Origin of the sequence: Streptomyces sp. NPDC050703 (assembly GCF_040654435.1) — a bacterium.
GTDB lineage: Bacteria > Actinomycetota > Actinomycetes > Streptomycetales > Streptomycetaceae > Streptomyces.
Map to the genome: position 1 here is coordinate 69,144 of NZ_JBFAHX010000030.1, position 18,317 is coordinate 87,460.

The following is an 18,317-nucleotide window of genomic DNA, read 5'->3' on the forward strand; positions in this document are numbered from 1 at the left end:
CGTGAGCGTCGAAGGTGCCTCAGGACTGGTACGGCTTGGCCTCAAGGATCTTGACGGAGGCGAACTTGCCGTTCGGCAGTTCGTACTGCGCGTTCTCGCCGACCTTCTTGCCGTTCACACCGGTGCCCAGCGGGGACTGCGGCGAATACGTCTCGATCTCGTCGCTGGCGTACTCCCGGGACGCGAGCAGGAAGGTCACCGTGTCGTCCTCGTCGCCGTCGAAGGCGATGGTCACGACCATGCCCGGCGCCACCACGCCGTCGGCGGCCGGAGCCTCGCCGACCTTCGCGGTCTCCAGGAGCTGGGTCAGCTGGCGGACGCGGAGCTCCTGCTTGCCCTGCTCCTCCTTGGCCGCGTGGTACCCGCCGTTCTCGCGCAGGTCGCCCTCCTCACGCGCTGCCGCGATCTTCGCCGCGATCTCGGTGCGCGCGGGACCAGACAGGTACTCCAGCTCGGCCTTGAGCTGGTTGTACGCCTCCTGGGTCAGCCAGGTGACGTTTTCGCTGGTCTGGGTCACAGGTGCTCCTCGTAGGTACTGGGAATACAAAGCATCGCCCTACCCAGAAGGATGTTCCTTCTCGGGTGGGCGAAACCACGAGCCTAACAATTCAGGCGTGCCAGAGGGAGGACATAAGCTATCGGACTTACGTCGTCGCTGGTGGAGGCCGTAAAGCCGCTACGTCAGTCGGCGTGGCAGCCGAGCAGCTCGACGCTGGTGGCCTTCTCCGTCGTACGGAGGGTGACGACCTTGTCGATCCGGTCGGTGCGCTGGTCGAAGCGGAAGTCCGCGCGGCCGACCTCGGCGCCGGACTCGGCCTGCGCGCGCAGCGTGCAGTAGCCCTTGGCGCCGGCGTCCTTGCGCACTTCGAGGTGGGCCTCGACGGATTCGGCGGAGACGACGTCGAACTTGATGACCTCGGCGCTCAGCTTCGTACCGTTGATGTAGTCGTAGCCGAACCAGCCGACCACGCCGAGCAGGAGCACGCCGAGCACGGAGCCCACGATCCTCAGCTTGCGGTCGGCGGCCTCGTCCGCGGTGCGGGAGCGGCCGTACCGGCCCGCGGGGACGCCTTCCCGGTGACCGCCGGGAAGCCCGTCGGGGAGCTTCGAGCCCGCCGCCGTCATGATCGTCCTCCAGGAACAGGGGATGCCGGAATTTTCCGCCCCCCGGTTCCGTCACTATAGAAGCCGGCTGAAGCGCCGGAATCACGAGGGCGCCCAATATCTTGAGGATCGAGTCTTGACTGAGCAGCTTCGACTGATGGCCGTGCACGCCCACCCCGACGACGAGTCGAGCAAGGGCGCGGCCACCATGGCCAAGTACGTGTCCGAGGGGGTGGACGTGCTCGTCGTGACCTGCACGGGCGGAGAGCGCGGCGACATCCTCAACCCCAAGCTCCAGGGCGACGCCTACATCCAGGAGCACATCCACGAGGTGCGCAAGAAGGAGATGGACGAGGCGCGCGAGATCCTCGGCGTCAAGCAGGAGTGGCTGGGCTTCGTCGACTCCGGGCTCCCCGAGGGCGACCCGCTGCCGCCGCTGCCCGAGGGCTGCTTCGCCCTGGAGGACGTCGACAAGGCCGCCGGTGAGCTGGTGCGGCAGATCCGCTCCTTCCGTCCGCAGGTCATCACGACGTACGACGAGAACGGCGGCTATCCGCACCCCGACCACATCATGACCCACAAGATCAGCATGGTGGCGTTCGACGGTGCTGCGGACGCCGAGAAGTACCCGGAGAGCGAGTTCGGGCCGGTCTTCCAGCCCCAGAAGCTCTACTACAACCAGGGCTTCAACCGTCCGCGCACCGAGGCCCTGCACCAGGCCATGCTCGACCGCGGACTGGAGTCGCCGTACGGGGACTGGCTCAAGCGCTGGGACGAGTTCGAGCGGGTCGAGCGCACGCTGACCACGCACGTTCCGTGCGGCGACTTCTACGAGATCCGCGACAAGGCCCTGATCGCGCACGCCACGCAGATCGACCCCGACGGCGGCTGGTTCCGGGTGCCGCTGGAGCTCCAGCGGGAGGTCTGGCCCACGGAGGAGTACGAGCTGGCCAAGTCGCTCGTCGATACTTCCCTCCCCGAGGACGACCTCTTTGCGGGCATCCGCGACAATGCCTAGCGTGAACGTACATCTGGCAATGACGCATCTCGTCCCTCTTGCCAAGGAGGTCGACGACGACAAGGTGACGCCCGGCGTCCTCGGGTTCATCGTCTTCGCCGTGATGGCCCTCGCCGTCTGGGGCCTCATGAAGTCGATGAACCGCCACATGGGCAAGGTCGACTTCAAGGAGCCCGAGCAGGACCGCGCCGAGCGGGACGAGCCGGTCGGCGCCGCGGCGGGCGGCGAGGGCCCGTCCCCGAAGAAGCAGGGCGGCGACACCGAGAAGTAGCGGCCTTCCGGGGCGGCCGGACAGGGGGCCCGCGAGCCGTTCCGGCGGCGGCCCACCGCGCCGCCGCGGCGGCGGCCGACCGCGCCGTCAGCCCGCTTGTGGCATGTCCACACCCATGATCTCGCGGGCGTGCCGGCTCGGGACCATGCCGAGCCGCCACGCCTGCCAGCCCGCCTCCAGGTCCGCGCCCCGCTCCAGGAGCAGCCCGTACGCCTGGATGTACTCGGCCAGCTTGCCGTCACGGGCCGGGTGCCCGGCGCGGCCGAGCTGCGCCAGCTCCTCCTGCGCGACCGCCGTGCCGATCTCCCAGCCGCCGGGCGAGGCGTACGGCAGCAGCGTGCAGCGCAGGAAGCGGGCCCAGTCCTCGCCCCGGCGGTCGCCGTACGAGGTGAACAGCGTGATCGCCTCGTCGCACAGCCCCAGCGCCTGCTGCGTACGGCTGTTGCCCGCGTCCACGACGGCCAGCTCCAGGCACGTCCACGCCTCGCCGTGCGCCACGCCGATCCGCTGGAAGTCGGCGCGGGCGTCGACCAGGAGCTGACGGGCGAAGCCGGAGTTGCGCAGGGAGCCGGTCTGCGCCGCGCGCTGGTCCCGGGTGACGCGCGCGGAGTGGTGGCGTGCGCACGCTAGGCCGTACACGTCCCGCATCCGGGAGAACATCGTCCGCGCCCGCTCCAGGTCCCGCACCGCCTGGTCGAGGCTGCCGGTCTCCTCCAGGGCCTGACCGAGGTAGTACAGCGACCACGCCTCGCCGCGCGCGTCCTCGTTGTCGCGGTGCCGGGACACCGCCTGGCGCAGGCCGTCCACCGCCGGCGAGGGATCGCCGTCCACCAGGCGGGCCCGCGCGAGCTGCGTGAGCGCCCAGGCCTCGCCGCGCGCGTCACGGGTGCGGCTGTAGCGGTCGAGGGCGTCGCGCAGCTCGCTCTCCGCGCGCGGAACGTCGCCCATGCGCAGGCAGAGCTGGCCGAGCTGGAAGTGCGTCCACGCCTCGCCGTGCACCGAACCGCTCTCCCGGTGCAGCCGCAGCGCCGCCCCCAGCATCTCCAGGGCGTGCGCGAGGTGCGCGCGGTCCCGCTCCACCGCCGCGAGCGCGTGCAGCGTCCAGGCGCGGTCGCCCGCGAGGTCGTCGGCGGCCTGGAGGTCGAGCGCCTCGGTGAGCCGGGCCGCGGCCTCGGTGAGATTGCCCTGGTGGTGCAGCGTGATGCCGAGCGAGCCGAGCGCGCGGGCCGCGGCGGCGTCCTGGTTGGCCTCGAAGTACAGGTCCACGACGGAGTTCAGCGTCGTACGCGACTGGTCCAGCTCGCCGAGCTGCCGGGCCGCGATGCCGGTGCGCCACTGCACGCTGCGGCCGAGCAGCCCCTGGTCGATGGCGTGCGTCAGCTCCTGGATCTCGCCGAGGCGGTACAGGTCGCCGCGGAGCAGGCAGTAGTCGCACAGGGCGCCCAGGAGGTTCAGGACGGTCCCCTGGTCGACGCCCTCGGCGTTGCGCAGGGCCGCCGTGATGAACGTCGACTCGTCGTCCAGCCAGCGCAGCGCCGCGTCCAGCGAGGCGAAGCCGTGCTGCCCGAACTGGTCCGCGCGGGTCGACGTCTTGCCGTCGACCAGGCGGATCACGGTGTCCGCCAGCTCTCCGTAGCTGGCGATGAGCCGTTCCTGCGCGGCCGTGCGCTCGGCGGGCTCCTCCTCGTCCAGGAGACGGCTCTGCGCGAAGGAGCGCACCAGGTCGTGCAGCCGGTGGCGGCCGCCGCGCAGCAGATCGACCAGACCGGCCCGGGTGAGCGCGGTGAGCAGCCGGGCCGCCTCCTGCTCGTCGGTGCCGAGCAGCGCCGCGGCGGCGGAGGGCCCCAGCGAGGCCCGCCCGGCCAGCGCGAGGCGCCGCAGCAGGCGCCGCGCCGACTCGGTCTGGTCGTTGTAGCGCAGCCACAGGACGCGCTCGACGGGGCCGATCTTCTCCGCGGGACCGTACGCGGCGAGGTCCGACGCGAGCTGCCGGGGCGTGCGGGGGCCGAGCGAGGAGCCCGCGGCGCGCAGGGCCAGCGGCAGGCCGCCGCACAGCTCGCGGATCACGTCCGCCGAGTCGGCGTCGTACGGGCCGGACGGGTCCTCGGCGGACTCCCGCAGAAGCTGCTCGGCGCCCGCCTCGTCCAGCGCCCGGACGGGCAGCGAGTGCACCCACGCGGGCAGGTCGGCGGAGAGCTCGACGGGCTCCCGCGCGGTGACGAGGACCAGGCTGTCGGAGCGCTCGGGGACCAGGGTGCGGATCTGCTCGGCGTCGCCCGCGTCATCGAGGATGATCGTCACCGCGACGCCCGTCAGATACTGGTGGTACAGCTCGCTGAGCCGCTTGACCTGCTGTTCCTGCGAGGACCGCTCGCGGAACAGCAGCTGCTCGCGGGGGGCGCCCAGCCGGTTCAGGAGATGCAGCAGCGCGTCCCGCGTCGAGAGCGGCGTCTCCCGCGGGTCGTCGCCGCGCAGGTCGACCACGCAAGCCCCGCGGAACTGGTCCCGCAGATCGTGCGCCGCCCGCACGGCGAGCGAGGACCGCCCGGAGCCGGGCGCCCCGTGCAGGACGACGACCGTGGGCCGGGTGTCGGTACTGGCCCGCGCCGCGTGCACCCACCGGGCGATCTGCCCCAGCTCCGTCCTGCGCCCGGCGAACGGCCCCTCGTTCCGCGGCAGTTGCTCGAAGGACTGCTGGAGTACGGAGCGCCTGCGCGCCGCCGCGCTCTTGTCCGTGCCGCGCAGCTGCGGCGCGGGCTTCTTCGCCGCCCTGCCGCTCGTGGACGCGGCGAGGACACGCTGCTGGTCGAGAAAGGGCCGGATGCCCCGCACCTCCAGGGCGGTCAGCCACTGCAGCCTGAGCTGCTCGGGCCCGCCCGGCTGGTTGAGCGCCCCGGCGCGGCGGCTCGCCGCGGGCAGGTGGGACGCCGTGACCTTCAGGACGGTGGCGGCGGCGCCCGCGACCGCCACGACCACACCGGTGCCGAGTGCCGTACCGGCGCTCGTGCCGAAGGAGAGGTCGGAGACACCGGCCGCGACCGCGGCGACCACCGCGACGAGCAGCGGGGTCCCCGCGCCCTCACGGGCATACCGCTGGCCGAAGGTGAGCCGCCCCGCGTCCGCCTCGTCCAGCGCGCGGGTATACGTCTCGTACTCCTCGGCGGCCGTCTGCGCCATGGCGTCCAGGGCGCCGCGCGACCGCGAGAGCAGCACGCTCCCGTCGACGCGCCCGCCCGAGCGCCGCACCTCCTCCTCCACGGCCCGTGCCAACAGCCGCTCGGCCTCGGCCCGATGGCTGTCCCGCATATGGTTCCCCCTTGAGTACGACAGTCGCCGGCGGTCACAAGTGTCCTGCGTACGGGGCGCCCGCGCGAGGGAGTCGACGGATCAGGGCCCGGCCTGCGCGGGTGCGGTGCCCGGTGTGCGCGAGGATGGGAGGCATGCCGAACCGACTGGCGCACGAGACGTCCCCCTACCTGCTTCAGCACGCCGACAACCCCGTCGACTGGTGGCCGTGGTCGGCCGAGGCCTTCGACGAGGCGCGCGAGCGCGGCGTACCCGTGCTGCTCAGCGTCGGGTACAGCAGCTGTCACTGGTGCCACGTCATGGCGCACGAGTCCTTCGAGGACGAGGCGACGGCCGCGCTCATGAACGAGAAGTTCGTGAGCGTCAAGGTCGACCGCGAGGAGCGGCCCGACGTCGACGCCGTCTACATGGAGGCCGTGCAGGCCGCGACGGGCCACGGCGGCTGGCCCATGACCGTCTTCCTCACCGCCGACGCCGAGCCCTTCTACTTCGGCACGTACTTCCCGCCCGAGCCCCGGCACGGCATGCCCTCCTTCGCTCAGGTGCTCGACGGGGTGCACCGGGCCTGGACGGACCGGCGCGGCGAGGTCGACGAGGTCGCGGGCAAGATCGTGCGGGACCTCGGGGAGCGGCAGCTCACCCACGGCACCGGTGAGAAGCCCGGCGAGGACGAGCTGGCGCAGGCGCTGCTCGGCCTGACCCGCGACTACGACCAGGCGCACGGCGGCTTCGGCGGCGCGCCCAAGTTCCCGCCGTCCATGGTCATCGAGTTCCTGCTGCGCCACTACGCCCGCACGGGCGCCGAGGGCGCGCTCCAGATGGCCGCGGAGACCTGTGAGCGGATGGCCCGCGGCGGCATCTACGACCAGCTCGGCGGCGGCTTCGCGCGCTACTCCGTCGACCGCGAGTGGACCGTGCCGCACTTCGAGAAGATGCTGTACGACAACGCGCTCCTGTGCCGCGCCTACGCCCATCTGTGGCGGGCCACCGGCTCCGACCTCGCGCGGCGCGTCGCCCTGGAGACCGCGGACTTCATGGTCCGCGAACTGCGCACCAACGAGGGCGGCTTCGCCTCGGCGCTCGACGCCGACAGCGAGGACCCGGCCACGGGCGAGCACGTCGAGGGCGCGTACTACGTCTGGACGCCGCGGCAGCTCCGCGACGTCCTCGGGGACTCCGACGCGGAGCTGGCCATGGCGGCCTACGGCGTGACCGAGGAGGGCACCTTCGAGAAGGGCGCCTCCGTGCTGCGGCTCCCGCTCGCCGAGGGGCCCCTCGCGGACGCCTCCCGCCTCGCCTCCGTACGGGAGCGGCTCCTCGCGGCGCGCGCCGATCGGCCCGCGCCGGGGCGGGACGACAAGGTCGTCGCCGCGTGGAACGGCCTGGCCGTGGCCGCGCTCGCGGAGGTCGGCGCGTACTTCGACAGGCCGGACCTCGTCGCCGCCGCCGTGGGCGCGGGCGACCTGCTCGTACGGCTGCACATGGACCCGCGGGCGCGGCTCGCCCGCACCTCGAAGGACGGGCGGGCCGGGTCCAACGCCGGTGTCCTGGAGGACTACGCCGACGTCGCCGAGGGGTTCCTGACGCTGGCTTCGGTGACGGGGGAGGGGGTGTGGCTGGAGTTCGCCGGGTTCCTGCTCGACCACGTGCTCGCCCAGTTCGCCGATCCGGAGAGCGGCGCGTTGTACGACACGGCGGCGGACGCGGAGCGGCTCATCCGCCGGCCTCAGGACCCCACGGACAACGCGGCGCCGTCCGGGTGGACCGCCGCCGCGGGGGCGCTCCTGTCGTACGCGGCCCACACCGGGGCCTCGCCGCACCGGCTCGCGGCGGAGCGGGCGCTGGGGGTCGTCAAGGCGCTCGGGCCCCGGGTGCCGCGGTTCATCGGGCACGGCCTCGCGGTGGCCGAGGCCGCCCTGTCGGGGCCGCTCGAAGTCGCCGTCGTCGGCGAGGTCCTCGGGGACCTGCACCGGACGGCCCTCCTCGGCGGGGCGCCGGGCGCGGTCGTCGCGGCGGGTCCCCCCGGCTCGGCGGAGCTTCCGCTGCTGGCCGGCCGGGGCCTGGTCGACGGGCTCCCGGCGGCCTACGTCTGCCGGTCCTTCGTCTGCGACGCGCCGACGACCGACCCGGGCGAGCTGGCGTCGAAGCTGTCCTGACCGCGGTCGGCGAGGCGGTCAGCGCACCGCCTCGCCGAACTCCGCGAGGGCGGCGGCGACCATCGCCTCCAGGCGGTCGTGGTGGGCGCCCCGCCAGTACACGCGGGCGCACGCCTCGCACTGGGCGAAGACGTCGTACGTGCCCCGGGTCCCGCCCTCGACGAGGTCCGCCACGTCCTCCTTCGCCGCCTCGCGCAGCGTGCCGTTGCAGGCGGTGCAGCGCGTCCACGGCCGCAGCGGCGGCGCGAAGCGGCCGAGGACGTCGCGGAGCTGCTCGTCGGGGCGGTCGCTGTAGACGTACGCCCCCGCCCACAGCTCGCGGCGGCGCAGGAGCCCCCGGTCGCGGCTCAGCAGCACCCGCCGCTCGGCCGCCGAGCGCGCGGCGAGGGCCGGGTCGCCGATGTCCGTGCTCTCGTACGCCGCGTCGACGCCGAGGAGCCGCAACCGCCGGGCCAGCGTGCCCAGATGGACGTCGAGGAGGAAGCGGAGCGGGGCGCCGGGCACCCGCTGGGGGCGGGGCACCGCCCGTACGGTGACGGTCTCGCCCGCGGCGGGCACGTGCCCGGTGGCGGTCTCGCGGCCGTCCACCACGAGCGCGCCGACCTCCGTGAGCGGCACCCCGAGGGACTCGACGACGTGCCCGAGGGTGGACGCGCCGTCGGTGACGACCGTGCTGGGTCCGCCCCTGCGCTCGTGCGGGACGAACAGCCCCAGCTCGGGGGCGAAACTGACGTTGATCTGCGGACCGTTCATGCGGTCAGGATGGCACGGGACCCGCTTCGGCCGCCCCCGGGAATCCGCTCGTCAGCACGGTGAGCGTGCGGTCCACGAGGACGGCGGGGTCGTCCTTGTGGCCGTGCTCGGCCCAGTACGCCGTGGTCTCGGTGAGCGCGCCGATCAGCCCCATGGCGAAGGTCCGCACCTCCAGGTCGCCGGGATCCCTGCCGGTGCGTTCCGCGATGACCCGGCGGAGGATGCCGCCGGTGACCGACATGCTCTCCAGCATCCGCGAGCGCACGGCGGGGACCTCGATCATGAGCCGCGTCCGCAGGACGGCCTCGTCGGGTTCGGCCGAGAAGCCGAAGGCCACGGCGTGGCGCAGCACGTGCCGCAGCGACTCCACGATCGGCTCGTCGGCGGGCCGCTGCCGCAGTTCGCTCTCCAGGACCGGGTCGAACTCGTCGGTGAGGACGATGTCCTCCTTGGTCGGGAAGTAGCGGAAGACCGTGGAGGGGGAGACCTCCGCCGCCTCCGCGATCCGCTCGACGGTCGTCGCGTCGTACCCCTGCTCCCGGATCAGCCCGTAGGTCGCCTCCCGGATGGCGCGGCGGGTCTTGAGCTTCTTCCGCTCGCGCAGCCCCGGTTGCGGGGCGGAGGCGGGGCGGGGGGTACGTGCGGCCGTCATGCGGTTCATTGTCGGGCATCCTCCGAGGCCCTGCCCCTGCCCCTGCCCCTGCCCCTGCCCCTGCCCCTGCCCGTGGTGCCCGTGGCCGGGCGGGACGCCTTGGCGCGCGGAAGAGGCCGCGGCTGGGGGAGCCGCGGCCTCTGGGTGTGGTGGAGGGGAGGGGGTCAGCCGTGCTGGTAGGCGACCAGGGAGATGCCGATGTAGTGCACGGCGAAGGCCGCCAGGGTCAGCGAGTGGAAGACCTCGTGGAAGCCGAAGAAGCGGGGGGAGGGGTTGGGGCGCTTGATGCCGTAGATCACGCCGCCGGCGCTGTAGAGCAGCCCGCCGACGACGACCAGGACGAGGACGGCCACGCCGCCCTTGTGCAGGAAGTCCGGCAGGAAGAAGACGGCGGCCCAGCCCATCGCGATGTAGCACGGGGTGTAGAGCCAGCGGGGCGCGCCGACCCACAGGACGCGGAAGGCGATGCCCGCGACGGCGGCGCCCCAGATGCCCCAGAGCAGCCACCGCCCCTTGGCGTCGGGGAGCAGCAGCATCGTGAGCGGGGTGTAGGTGCCCGCGATGATCAGGAAGATGTTGGAGTGGTCGAGCCTGCGCAGGACGCCGTCGGCCCGCGGTCCCCAGTTGCCCCGGTGGTAGAGCGCGCTGACACCGAAGAGCAGACAGGCCGTCAGGGCGAAGACGCCGCAGGCGATGCGGCCTCGGGTGGAGTCGGCGAGGGCCGTGAGCGTCAGGCCGGCGACGAGCACCGCGGGGAACATGCCCGCGTGCAGCCAGCCGCGCATCTTCGGCTTCGGGGGGAACGGCAGGGACACGGTGGGCGAACCGGGCGAGGCGGTGCCGGTGGCTTCCGGAATCGCTTCGGGGACGGGAGCGGTCATGAGCGGAATCGTACCTACGGACCCGTAAGTCATACATCAACCACCCGAACCCACCCCCCAGACCGAAGCCCGGGCCCACCCAAGCCCCGCCCTGACGCAGGCCCCCCGGCCCTGACGCAGGCCCCCCGGCCCTCACGCAGGACCCCCGGCCCTCACGCAGGACCCCCGGCCCTCACGCCGGAACCCGCAGCCCTGACGCCGGAGCCTCGGTACTCGCGCCCGAGTCCCGGCCTCTCGGCCGAGTCCCGGCCCTCGTGCCCAAGTCCTGATCCTCACGGCCGACCCTCGGTTCCCGCGGCTGGTTCCGGGCCTTCACACCCGGTTGCCGGTTCTCGCGTCCGATTCCCGGCCTCGCGCCCGAGTCCCGCCCTCACGCCGCCCCCCCGGCCCTGACGCCTGAGCCCCTCGGTCCCGTGTCCGGGTCCCGCCCCTCACGCCCGAGTCCCGCCCTCACACCCGAACCGCCACCCTCACGCCCGAACCCCCGCCCTAGCACCCGAACCCGTACAAGTGGCGATGCTCACGTCGCTCAGGTGTGAAGCCCTCTGGACAGATGCGCACTGCCGTCGGATGATCATATGAGTGCGGTCGGCACCGGATGAGCGCCAGAGGGAATTTCCACGTGAAGCGTCCGGGTCGCAGCCCCCACGGGGCATACATCCTCAAAACCCCCTCGATTAGGAGCAATCGTGGCGCGCGACATCGCGGCTCCCAGCACCCTTCCGACCAACACCGTCCCGACCGGCCACCGGGAGCTCGCCTCCTGGGTCGACGAGATCGCCGAACTGACGCAGCCGGACAGGGTGGTCTGGTGTGACGGCTCCGAGGCCGAGTACGAGCGCCTGTGCAAGGAGCTCGTGGCCAAGGGCACGTTCAGGAAGCTCGACCCCGTCAAGCGCCCGAACTCGTACTACGCGGCCTCCGACCCCACCGACGTCGCGCGCGTCGAGGACCGCACCTTCATCTGCTCCAGGAAGGAGCAGGACGCGGGCCCGACCAACCACTGGAAGGACCCCGCGGAGATGCGGGAGATCTTCCGTGGCAAGGGCGGGCAGGGCGGTGTCTTCCGCGGCTCCATGCGTGGCCGCACCATGTACGTCGTGCCCTTCTGCATGGGCCCGGTCGGCTCGCCGCTGTCCGCGATCGGCGTCGAGATCACCGACTCGGCGTACGTCGCCGTGTCCATGCGCACGATGACCCGCATGGGCCAGGCGGTCCTGGACGAACTGGGCGAGGACGGCTTCTTCGTGAAGGCCGTCCACACGCTCGGCGCGCCCCTCCAGGAGGGCGAGGCCGACGTCCCGTGGCCCTGCAACTCCACGAAGTACATCTCGCACTTCCCCGAGGACCGCGAGATCTGGTCCTACGGCTCGGGTTACGGCGGCAACGCCCTGCTCGGCAAGAAGTGCTACGCCCTGCGCATCGCCTCCGTCATGGCGCGCGACGAGGGCTGGCTCGCCGAGCACATGCTGATCCTGAAGCTGACGCCGCCGCGGGGCGAGTCGAAGTACGTCGCCGCCGCGTTCCCCTCCGCCTGCGGCAAGACGAACCTCGCCATGCTGGAGCCGACGATCTCCGGCTGGACCGTGGAGACCATCGGCGACGACATCGCCTGGATGCGGTTCGGTGAGGACGGCCGCCTCTACGCGATCAACCCCGAGGCCGGCTTCTTCGGCGTCGCGCCCGGTACCGGCGAGCACACCAACGCCAACGCGATGAAGACGCTCTGGGGCAACTCCGTCTTCACCAACGTCGCGCTCACCGACGACGGCGACGTCTGGTGGGAGGGCATGACGGAGGAGACCCCGGCCCACCTGACGGACTGGAAGGGCAACGACTGGACGCCCGAGTCCGCCCGCGAAGCAGATGGATACCGTCCCGCGGCCCACCCGAACGCCCGCTTCACCACGCCCGCCGCGCAGTGCCCGATCATCGCGCCCGAGTGGGAGGACCCCAAGGGCGTGCCGATCTCGGCGATCCTCTTCGGCGGCCGCCGCGCGAGCGCCGTGCCGCTGGTGACCGAGTCCTTCGACTGGCAGCACGGCGTCTTCCTCGGCGCGAACGTGGCGAGCGAGAAGACCGCCGCGGCCGAGGGCAGGGTCGGCGAGCTGCGCCGCGACCCGTTCGCCATGCTGCCGTTCTGCGGCTACAACATGGGCGACTACATGGCCCACTGGATCAAGGTCGGCAAGGACAAGGACCCGTCCATGCTGCCGAAGATCTACTACGTGAACTGGTTCAGGAAGAACGAGGCCGGCAAGTTCGTCTGGCCCGGCTTCGGCGAGAACAGCCGCGTCCTGAAGTGGATCGTGGACCGCCTCGACGGCAGGGCCGAGGGCGTCGAGACCCCGATCGGCGTCCTGCCGACGGCCGACGCGCTGGACACCGAGGGGCTCGACCTGGACAAGGCCGACCTGGAGTTCCTGCTCACGGTCGACAAGGAGGTCTGGCGCGAGGAGGCCTCACTGGTCCCCGAGCACCTGAACACCTTCGGCGACCACACGCCCAAGGAGCTGTGGGACGAGTACCACGCCCTGGTGAAGCGCCTCGGCTGACGCTCCCGCCCGCGTGAGTGGCACCCGGTCCGCGGCCTCACCGGCCGCGGACCGGGGCCGTTCAGGAGGCGCCGACCAGGCGCGTGGCGTCCGCGTGGGCGTCCATGCGCTCGGCGGCCAGGATGGCCGCCGCGGTGTCGGCGCGCGAGGCCGCCACGACCAGGGCCCGGCCTGCGAGGGCGTGGGCGCGCTGGTGCAGGGCGGCGACATGCGGTTGGGGGTCCCTCCCACGCGTCGGGCCGTGGGGGCGGATGGCGCCCGCCACCGAGGCGCGCGGGGGGCGCGCTCCGTCGCGGAGGCGGGCCACCTGGGCCGCGAGGCGGTCGGCGGCGGCGTCCAGGCCGGCGTCGGGGGCGAGGGCGCGCAGTTCGTCGGTGACGGCGAGCAGTGCGGCGAGGTGCCCGGCGAGCTGGATGTCCAGCTCCTCCTCGCGGGAGCGGTGGGGGAAGCCCGCGTCGTCGGCCATCGAGTGGACCGACTTGGTGCGGATCGGCTCGTACATGAGATGGCCTCCAAGCTGTCTTGGAGACATCTTAGCTTAGATTTCGTCTAAAGTTGAGTCGGGTCCGGTCCGGTCGGCGGCGCGGCAGGTCCGGTCGGCGGCGCGGCGGGTCCGGCCGCGCGGGCTCAGGGCTGGCTGTAGCCGTCCAGGAAGGTGCCGATCCGCTTGACCGCCTCCGCCAGGTCGGTCGCCGTCGGCAGGGTCACGACGCGGAAGTGGTCGGGTTCGGGCCAGTTGAAGCCCGTACCGTGCACCACCATGATCTTCTCGGCCCGCAGCAGGTCGAGGACCATCTGCCGGTCGTCCTTGATCTTGAACACCTTCGGGTCGAGCCGCGGGAAGAGGTACAGCGACCCCTTGGGCTTCACGCAGCTCACGCCGGGGATCTGCGTCAGCAGGTCGTACGCCGTGTCGCGCTGTTCGAGGAGGCGCCCGCCCGGCAGCACGAGGTCGTTGATCGTCTGCCGCCCGCCCAGCGCGGCGACGACACCGTGCTGGCCCGGCATGTTCGCGCACAGCCGCATGTTGGCGAGGATCGTCAGGCCCTCGATGTACGAGGTGGCGTGCGCCTTGGGTCCGGAGACGGCCATCCAGCCCACGCGGTACCCCGCGACCCGGTACGCCTTCGACATGCCGTTGAAGGTGAGGGTCAGCAGGTCGGGGGCGACGGCGGCGGTCGGTGTGTGCGTGGCCCCATCGTAGAGGATCTTGTCGTAGATCTCGTCGGAGCAGACCAGCAGGTTGTGGCGGCGCGCGATGTCGGTGAGGCCGCGCAGCAGCTCCTCGCCGTAGACCGCGCCCGTCGGGTTGTTCGGGTTGATGATCACGATCGCCTTGGTGCGGTCGGTCACCTTGCGCTCGATGTCGGCGAGGTCCGGCATCCAGTCGGCCTGCTCGTCGCAGCGGTAGTGCACGGCGGTGCCGCCGGACAGCGAGACGGCCGCGGTCCACAGGGGGTAGTCGGGCGCGGGGACGAGGACCTCATCGCCGTCGTCGAGCAGGGCCTGCATGGCCATCACGATCAGCTCGGAGACGCCGTTGCCGATGAAGACGTGCTCGACGTCGGTCTCGATGCCGAGCGTCTGGTTGTGCATGACGACCGCGCGGCGGGCCGCGAGGAGGCCCTTCGCGTCGCCGTAGCCATGGGCGTCGCCGACGTTGCGGAGGATGTCCTCCAGGATCTCCGGCGGGCACTCGAAGCCGAAGGCGGCGGGGTTGCCGGTGTTCAGCTTCAGGATGCGGTGACCGGCCGATTCCAGCCGCATCGCTTCCTCGAGCACGGGGCCCCGGATCTCGTAACAGACGTTGGCGAGCTTCGTCGACTGGATGACCTGCATGCGCGCGAGCTTACGGGGTGTTCCGGTCCCGCGGGGGGCGGAAGGCCACGGCCGTACCCCGGCCCCCGCCCGGCACCGCGCCCTTGTCCGGGGTGCGGGGAGTCCTCAACAATGCGCATGACAAAGCCGGAGGATCTCCGGCCACACAGTCGTCTGAGGGGACCCCACATGAAGAAGCCTCTCGTCGGTACGTGCTGCGCCGCCCTGCTCATCGGGGCGACGGCGGCACCGGCCACTGCCGTGAGCGACGAACCGCCCGCACGGGTCAGGGCCGCCGACCTCGCGGGGACGGTGGCGCTCAGCAACTGCTCCGGCTCCGTCGTCCGCGTATCCGGCTCGCAGCCCGGCGACCGCGCGCTCGTCCTGTCCAACGGGCACTGCGTCGAGAGCGGCTTCCCCGCACCGGGCGAAGTCGTCGTCGACCAGCCCTCCACGCGCAGCTTCACGCTGCTCGACGGCGCGGGCGGAAGGCTCGGGACCCTCAGGGCCGACAGGATCGCCTACGCCACCATGACCGACACGGACATGTCGCTCTACCGGCTCACCAGCACCTACGCGGACGTGGAGAGCCGGTACGGGATCAAGGCCCTGGAGCTGGACGGGAAGCGCCCCACGCAGGGCCGGGCCATCACCGTCGCCTCGGGGTACTGGAAGAAGCTCTACAAGTGCGGCATCGACGGCTTCGCGTACCGCCTGAAGGAGGGCGACTGGACCTGGAAGGACTCGGTCCGGTACACCTCCGCCTGCAAGACGATCGGCGGCACATCGGGCGCACCGGTGATCGACGACCAGACCGGCAAGGTCGTCGCCGTCAACAACACCGGCAACGACAGCGGCGGCCGGTGCACGGACAACAACCCCTGCGAGGTCGACGAGAGCGGCAGGGTCACCGTCCGCAGGGGCATCAACTATGCCCAGCAGACCTACACGATCGTCCCCTGCGTCGGCGCGGGCAACAAGATCGACCTGAGCCGCGCCGGCTGCGAGCTGCCGAAGCCGTCCGGGGCCCGCTGACGGCGCCGCGGGCGCGGTCCGGCCCCCGGGACAGGGAGCCGCACCGCGCCCGCGGTCCGGTCGCTCAGGCCGCCGGTGCCAGCTCGGCCCTGCCGAACAGCAGGGCGTAGCCGGACGGCAGCAGGGCGAGCAGGCGGTCGACGAGCTCGTCGCCGACCGCCTCGGCCAGGGCGGTGAGGACGGAGCTGACGTCCCATCGGGCGGTGGCGGGCGTGGCCCCTTCGAGCCGCCGCGCCACGCTCTGCACGAACTCCGGCGCCGTGCACGGCCGGACCTCGGGCACCTGGTCCGCGATCAGCCGGGCCGCCTCCGGGGGCAGCCGGCGCGCCAGGTCGACGCGCTCCTCCCCGGTGACCTGGCCGCCGAGGGCGGACAGGACGACGCCCGCCACCCGCTCGGCCTCCTTGGCGGTCGGGTACTGCCCGCTCCGCCGCACCGCCTCGATGAGTTCGCTCCATCTCATCGCGCCGTTCTCCTCCGTTCGGTCGTGGACTTCCGTGGTGATCCGTCAGCCCCTGATCTGCTTGCGGCCGCCGCCGCTGCCGCTGATCTGGATCTTGCGGGGCTTGGCCTGCTCGGCCACCGGGATGCGGAGCGTCAGGACGCCCGCCTCGTACGAGGCGTCGATGCGCTCGGTGTCCAGGGTGTCGCCGAGGAACAGCTGGCGGCTGAAGGTGCCGGTGGGGCGCTCGGCCGCGATCAGCTCCGCGCCCTCGGGGGCGGGGGAGCGGCGCTCGGCCCTGACGTTCAGCACGTGGCGCTCCACGTCGAGGTCGATCGACTCCGGGTCGATGCCCGGCAGATCGAAGTGGACGACGAAGTCGTCACCCTCGCGGTAGGCGTCCATCTGCATCCCGGCCGGCCGGGCGCTGCTGAAGACCTGCTGGGCGAGGCGGTCGATCTCGCGGAACGGGTCGGTGCGCATGAGCATCACGGGTCACTCCCTTCCTCAGAAACTGGGTGCGATGCCCTTCGCTTTTTTATATAGCTCGGAGGAGGAAAATTGACAAGCCCCGACTCAGGGCGGCCGGTCGGGCCGCCCTGAGTCGGGGCTCGTCGGGGTGCGCTCCTCCGGTTCTCCGCGTGCGCGTTCAGTTCTCCGAGTAGCTGAGGTCTCCCACGCTCCAGGCGCTGACGTCCTGGAGCGGGATGCGGTACATCCCGCCTGTTTCGGGGAGGCCGAGACTGCCCTGGAGGATGCGCGCCAGGTGGAAGTGGAGGTGGGTGGGGTGCTTGCGCTCGGGCGGCGGGCCGGCGTCGGCGCCGTCCGCAGCGAAGACGGAGGCGAACGGGCCGAGCCGGTCCGAGTCCTTCAGGACTTCGGCGACACGCCGCCGCCACAGGGCTTCTGGGGCCAGGCGTCCGGTGATGACGGCGCCGGCCACGACCACGGTGAGGGACATCTGATTGCTGTGCTCGGACTCCACCAGAGAGGCGATGTCGACGAGCAGTTCGTCAGGCTTCGACATGACCGATGAGCCTACCGAGGAGTCGGGCGCCTCGGGTGACCGGATCCCTGCTCCTCCGGCTGCGAAAATCTATCGTGGTTACGGTAGACATGCGGGGTTGCCGTGGCTAGAGTTCCTTATGCAGCCAACGACAGTCGACATCAGGACTGTCGGTGAAGAGAGATGAGAGGAGTTGACGCCATCAGGATCGCCCGGGCGAGGTTCAGGACCGCTCGGGTACCGCAGGCCCCGGATTGGAAGGTGGTCCCCGGTCACGCATACGCGATCCCCGCATCCCCGCCCCCTCGGGCGGCCGTGCGGAAACAGACAGCCGGCGCACATAGCCGGTAGATGGTGTTGAAACCCCTCGGGGCCTGGTGCCAGGACGGCGCCAGGCCCCTCGACGCGTTCAGGAAAAGGTGCAAATGCCCTCAGAGACCCTCACGCATGGCCCCGATCGGTTCGACGACGAGGACTATCCCGCCTACACGATGGGCCGTGCCGCCGAGATGATCGGCGCCACGCCCGGCTTCCTCCGGGCGGTCGGCGAGGCGGGCCTCGTCACTCCGCGGCGGTCCGAGGGCGGCCACCGCCGCTACTCCCGCCAGCAGCTCCGCACCGCCGCGCGCGCCCGCGAGCTCGTCGACCAGGGCACGCCGATCGAGGCCGCCTGCCGCATCGTCCTCCTGGAGGACCAGCTCGACGAGGCGCTGCGGCGCAACGGGGAGCTGGGCGGCCCAGCCGGGCGGGCCGAGGGGATGCCCTCCTCCTGAGTCCGCCGACGCGTCCGGCACGCCCGGCGCATATCTGTTCCGGCAGATGCAGAATTTCGTCCGATGCGCCATGAGGGTTTATCTGCCGACCGGCGGAGCGATATGAAAAGTCATGCGTCTTCGCGGTGGGCGTGCTAGTGTCATTTTCAGTTGCAGTTGTGGTTCCCAGAGACTTCAAGTGCTCCGGTCGACTTTCTGTGTCGACGGGGCACTTTGTATTGCCGGTCTATCCGGACGGGGTAATCATCGCGGCGACGCGGAGTTCGCACAGTGTGGACTCCACGGGCACTGCCCCGAAGGAGATATGACATGGCCAACGGCACCGTGAAGTGGTTCAACTCGGAAAAGGGCTTCGGCTTCATCGAGCAGGAGGGTGGCGGCGCGGACGTCTTCGCCCACTACTCGAACATCGCCACCCAGGGCTTCCGTGAGCTGCAGGAGGGCCAGAAGGTGACCTTCGACGTCACGCAGGGCCAGAAGGGCCCGCAGGCCGAGAACATCCTGCCTGCCTGACGCTCACGCGTACTTCGTGGCTGGGGCCCGCACC

The 18,317-nt window shown here is 71.7% G+C and carries 18 protein-coding genes; 7 read left to right on the forward strand and 11 right to left on the reverse strand.

Going from position 1 to position 18,317, the window contains the following annotated elements:
• Window positions 1–19 precede the first annotated feature (19 nt).
• Both greA and AB0I16_RS25325 read right to left on the reverse strand, forming a co-directional pair.
• Window positions 20–517 (reverse strand): transcription elongation factor GreA, encoded by a 498-nt coding sequence (gene greA, locus AB0I16_RS25320; protein ID WP_363251835.1) that lies wholly within the window; start codon window positions 515–517, stop codon window positions 20–22.
• Window positions 518–681: 164 nt separating this feature from the next.
• The gene (locus AB0I16_RS25325; RefSeq protein ID WP_363251836.1) at window positions 682–1,125 is read right to left on the reverse strand and encodes a DUF4307 domain-containing protein; all 444 of its coding nucleotides are present in this window, start codon (window positions 1,123–1,125) and stop codon (window positions 682–684) included.
• Between the two features lie 115 nt (window positions 1,126–1,240).
• On the opposite strand from AB0I16_RS25325, the gene mca reads away from it, so the two are divergent.
• A complete protein-coding gene (gene mca / locus AB0I16_RS25330; protein ID WP_363251837.1) occupies window positions 1,241–2,122 on the forward strand; it encodes a mycothiol conjugate amidase Mca in 882 nt (293 codons plus the stop codon).
• Window positions 2,123–2,141: 19 nt separating this feature from the next.
• Window positions 2,142–2,393 (forward strand): hypothetical protein, encoded by a 252-nt coding sequence (locus AB0I16_RS25335; RefSeq protein WP_363251864.1) that lies wholly within the window; start codon window positions 2,142–2,144, stop codon window positions 2,391–2,393.
• An 87-nt stretch (window positions 2,394–2,480) separates the two neighbouring features.
• Here AB0I16_RS25335 and AB0I16_RS25340 read toward each other — a convergent pair whose 3' ends face one another.
• Complete coding sequence (locus tag AB0I16_RS25340; RefSeq protein WP_363251838.1) at window positions 2,481–5,699, reverse strand: tetratricopeptide repeat protein; 3,219 nt, start codon at window positions 5,697–5,699, stop codon at window positions 2,481–2,483.
• A 134-nt stretch (window positions 5,700–5,833) separates the two neighbouring features.
• On the opposite strand from AB0I16_RS25340, the gene AB0I16_RS25345 reads away from it, so the two are divergent.
• Window positions 5,834–7,855 carry a thioredoxin domain-containing protein gene (locus tag AB0I16_RS25345; RefSeq protein ID WP_363251839.1) on the forward strand — a complete coding sequence of 674 codons (2,022 nt, stop codon included), beginning with the start codon at window positions 5,834–5,836 and terminating at the stop codon, window positions 7,853–7,855.
• Window positions 7,856–7,873: 18 nt separating this feature from the next.
• Here the strand turns inward: AB0I16_RS25345 and AB0I16_RS25350 are convergent, their stop codons facing one another.
• The 3 genes from AB0I16_RS25350 to AB0I16_RS25360 form a co-directional block, all read right to left on the reverse strand.
• On the reverse strand, window positions 7,874–8,608 hold the full coding sequence (locus AB0I16_RS25350; RefSeq protein WP_363251840.1) for a Mut7-C RNAse domain-containing protein: 735 nt from the start codon (window positions 8,606–8,608) through the stop codon (window positions 7,874–7,876).
• Between the two features lie 4 nt (window positions 8,609–8,612).
• Window positions 8,613–9,260 (reverse strand): TetR family transcriptional regulator, encoded by a 648-nt coding sequence (locus tag AB0I16_RS25355; RefSeq protein WP_363251841.1) that lies wholly within the window; start codon window positions 9,258–9,260, stop codon window positions 8,613–8,615.
• Window positions 9,261–9,424: 164 nt separating this feature from the next.
• Window positions 9,425–10,141, reverse strand: coding sequence for a hemolysin III family protein (locus AB0I16_RS25360; RefSeq protein WP_363251842.1), 717 nt, complete (start codon window positions 10,139–10,141; stop codon window positions 9,425–9,427).
• Window positions 10,142–10,830: 689 nt separating this feature from the next.
• Between AB0I16_RS25360 and AB0I16_RS25365 the strand changes: the two genes are divergently transcribed.
• On the forward strand, window positions 10,831–12,696 hold the full coding sequence (locus AB0I16_RS25365; protein WP_363251843.1) for a phosphoenolpyruvate carboxykinase (GTP): 1,866 nt from the start codon (window positions 10,831–10,833) through the stop codon (window positions 12,694–12,696).
• Between the two features lie 61 nt (window positions 12,697–12,757).
• Here AB0I16_RS25365 and AB0I16_RS25370 read toward each other — a convergent pair whose 3' ends face one another.
• Window positions 12,758–13,198, reverse strand: a complete 441-nt coding sequence (locus AB0I16_RS25370) for a hypothetical protein (RefSeq protein ID WP_363251844.1) — start codon at window positions 13,196–13,198, stop codon at window positions 12,758–12,760.
• A gap of 125 nt (window positions 13,199–13,323) precedes the next feature.
• Window positions 13,324–14,535 carry a pyridoxal phosphate-dependent aminotransferase gene (locus tag AB0I16_RS25375; RefSeq protein WP_363251846.1) on the reverse strand — a complete coding sequence of 404 codons (1,212 nt, stop codon included), beginning with the start codon at window positions 14,533–14,535 and terminating at the stop codon, window positions 13,324–13,326.
• 168 nt (window positions 14,536–14,703) lie between these two features.
• Here AB0I16_RS25375 and AB0I16_RS25380 point away from each other — a divergent pair, with 168 nt between their 5' ends.
• Window positions 14,704–15,549, forward strand: coding sequence for a trypsin-like peptidase domain-containing protein (locus AB0I16_RS25380; protein WP_363251847.1), 846 nt, complete (start codon window positions 14,704–14,706; stop codon window positions 15,547–15,549).
• Between the two features lie 64 nt (window positions 15,550–15,613).
• Here AB0I16_RS25380 and AB0I16_RS25385 read toward each other — a convergent pair whose 3' ends face one another.
• The 3 genes from AB0I16_RS25385 to AB0I16_RS25395 all read right to left on the reverse strand — a co-directional run bounded on the left by AB0I16_RS25385 (window position 15,614) and on the right by AB0I16_RS25395 (window position 17,018).
• The gene (locus AB0I16_RS25385; protein ID WP_363251848.1) at window positions 15,614–16,012 is read right to left on the reverse strand and encodes a DUF2267 domain-containing protein; all 399 of its coding nucleotides are present in this window, start codon (window positions 16,010–16,012) and stop codon (window positions 15,614–15,616) included.
• 45 nt (window positions 16,013–16,057) lie between these two features.
• Entirely contained in the window at window positions 16,058–16,480 is a 423-nt protein-coding gene (locus AB0I16_RS25390; protein WP_363251849.1) for an Hsp20/alpha crystallin family protein, read from the reverse strand.
• Between the two features lie 160 nt (window positions 16,481–16,640).
• Window positions 16,641–17,018 carry a hypothetical protein gene (locus tag AB0I16_RS25395; RefSeq protein WP_363251850.1) on the reverse strand — a complete coding sequence of 126 codons (378 nt, stop codon included), beginning with the start codon at window positions 17,016–17,018 and terminating at the stop codon, window positions 16,641–16,643.
• 404 nt (window positions 17,019–17,422) lie between these two features.
• Here AB0I16_RS25395 and AB0I16_RS25400 point away from each other — a divergent pair, with 404 nt between their 5' ends.
• Both AB0I16_RS25400 and AB0I16_RS25405 read left to right on the forward strand, forming a co-directional pair.
• A complete protein-coding gene (locus AB0I16_RS25400; protein WP_363251851.1) occupies window positions 17,423–17,770 on the forward strand; it encodes a MerR family transcriptional regulator in 348 nt (115 codons plus the stop codon).
• Window positions 17,771–18,079: 309 nt separating this feature from the next.
• Complete coding sequence (locus AB0I16_RS25405; RefSeq protein ID WP_062780821.1) at window positions 18,080–18,283, forward strand: cold-shock protein; 204 nt, start codon at window positions 18,080–18,082, stop codon at window positions 18,281–18,283.
• Window positions 18,284–18,317 lie beyond the last annotated feature (34 nt).